Source organism: Methylobacterium sp. EM32 (assembly GCF_040593685.1).
GTDB lineage: Bacteria > Pseudomonadota > Alphaproteobacteria > Rhizobiales > Beijerinckiaceae > Methylobacterium.
In genome coordinates, this window is record NZ_JBEXZS010000108.1 from 1 (window position 1) to 1993 (window position 1993).

2 protein-coding genes and 1 pseudogene are annotated in these 1993 nt (G+C 67.2%); 2 read left to right on the forward strand and 1 reads right to left on the reverse strand.

Annotated features, from left to right (window positions below; genetic code table 11):
* Positions 1-1166 (reverse strand): PAS domain-containing protein (locus tag ABZT49_RS15360; protein WP_355286892.1); only part of this gene is annotated, 1166 nt, incomplete at its 3' end.
* Positions 1167-1559: 393 nt separating this feature from the next.
* Here ABZT49_RS15360 and ABZT49_RS15365 point away from each other — a divergent pair.
* Together ABZT49_RS15365 and ABZT49_RS15370 are read left to right on the forward strand one after the other, a co-directional pair.
* Entirely contained in the window at positions 1560-1769 is a 210-nt protein-coding gene (locus ABZT49_RS15365) for a type II toxin-antitoxin system ParD family antitoxin (protein ID WP_236988562.1), read from the forward strand.
* A gap of 3 nt (positions 1770-1772) precedes the next feature.
* Positions 1773-1993, forward strand: a pseudogene (locus tag ABZT49_RS15370) (hybrid sensor histidine kinase/response regulator); the annotation flags it as partial.

Consider the following 1993-nt stretch of genomic DNA (forward strand, 5'->3'; position numbering starts at 1 on the left):
TACCGGCGGTTGCCCTTCATCGTGTCGGCGTAGCCCTGGAATCCGGACGCAACGCCCGCCCTGGCCGCGGCAACGGCTTCCTTGGCGGCGAGGTTGCCCTCGCCTTCCCAGAAGCTCGGCCAGGGATACCCGGCGACGGCGTTGAAGTCAGAGACATCCATGACGCGCTTGCCGCCCTCGCTCATGAAGGTGAGCCTGGCGTCGAGGTCGAGCACCTTGATACAGTCGCTGGAGGCGGCGAGCACCCCGCGCATGAAGGATTCGCTCTCGCGCAACTGCTCCAAGGCGCGATGCCTCGCGGTCGCGTCGGCGGCCATGCCGAACCATTCCGTGACGCGGCCCTCGCCGTCTCTCACGGGGACTGCGCGTGAGAAGATCCAGCCCGTGCTCCCGTCGGCGAGGCGCACCCGGTGCTCCATCTCGAAGGGCTCGGTCCGCGCGACCGCCGTCGCGATCCTGTCGCTGACGTCGGTCCGGTCCTCCGGGAGCAGGTATTCGTCCATCCAGCGCACGCTCGGCGCGTCGGCATCGGTGATGAAGCCGCGACCCTGCAAGGTGCGCATCTCCTGCCAATCCGGGCTCATCGAGTACAGGCTGTCCGAACTCGCCTCGACCAGCGCCGCCAACCGCTTCTCGCTCGCGCGCAACCGTTCAATGGCCGCGTCGCGCTCCCGCTGCGCGACGACCCGGGCCGTGCAGTCGGATGTCACGTTGAGCAGGCCGACGACTTCGCCTCGCTCGTCGCCAACGGGCGAATAGGCGAAGTCGTACCAGACCTGCTCCTCGAAGCCGTTGCGCATCATCGTGAGGGGCTGGTCGCGGAAGGCGCAGCTTTCCCCTCGGAAGGTTCGGTCGATCAGGGGGACGAGGTCGTCCCACAGTTCCGGCCATACGTCCTCGGTCCGGAGGCCCAAGGCGCTGGGGTGGCGCGCTCCCAGAATCTCGGCATAGCCGTCGTTGTAGAGGAAGATGCGCTCAGGTCCCCACATGACGCACATCGGGTGCAGCGACGCGAGCATCAGGTCGACCGTGGTACGCAAAACCGCGGGCCAGGTCTCCCGCTTCCCCAAAGGCGTCGACGCCCAGTCGTAAAGACGGAAAAGGTCCGCCATCCGCAGTGAACCGGCCCGTCCAGCATCCGTGCCAAGCTTGGCGTGTCGCATCATGCCTCGTCTCGCGAGATACCCCGTTCGGCGAGCGACCCGCCTGCACCATCTCTAGACGGTCACCGGCGCGCCAGGAAGGGAGGTGCGCCCACCTCTTCGTGAGGCGGGCTGCCCGGACTCGGCGACACGCCAACGCTTCCATGCCCCGGCGATCTCCCGGAGAAGGGCTTCGAGAATCCCTGCCGGCGCGACAAGGTCTCGGACGCGATGCGGCACAGGAAGGCCGCCCAAGGTCAAAACCCAACTCGCTTGACTGTAAGAGGGTCTACTCCCGACCGTTCGGGCTTTTGGGGTGCCCGCTTCGCGGCCATCCCGCCGCACTCCTCCTTCCGGGTCCGGGGTGTCCGGTTGGCAACCTTTGACGGTCTCGCCCGAGCGTGACAGACCGTTGGCATGCCGAACACGCAGACCCGCAACGTCTCCCTGGCGACCGAGTTGACCGCCTCCATCAACGCTCAGGTCGCATCGGGTGACCACTCGAACGCGAACGAGGTGGCGCGAGCCGGACTGCGCCTTCTCATCGAGGGTGACCATGCGCCGACCACGGATGGGCGCCCGGCAGTCCACGAAGCGGCCCGTGCAGACGATCGTCCGGGTCGCTGATCGATGGCCGACCCTCGACCTGCCTCGACGCTCCTTCAAGGCTTCCTCACCGACGTCGTCGCGGTCGAGAGCATCGCGGCCGTGCCCACGATCCTCGACGTGGTGTGCCAAACCACCGGAATGGGGTTCGCTGCCATCGCGCGCGTCACCGATGACCGCTGGGTCGCCTGCGCCGTCAAGGATGACATCGCCTTCGGCCTCAAGCCTGGCGGTGAGTTGAGCCT

Coding starts and splice junctions, on each gene's coding strand:
- ABZT49_RS15365 (WP_236988562.1), top strand. CDS start 1,560: ATGCCGAACACGCAGACCCGCAACGTCTCCCTGGCGACCGAGTTGACC.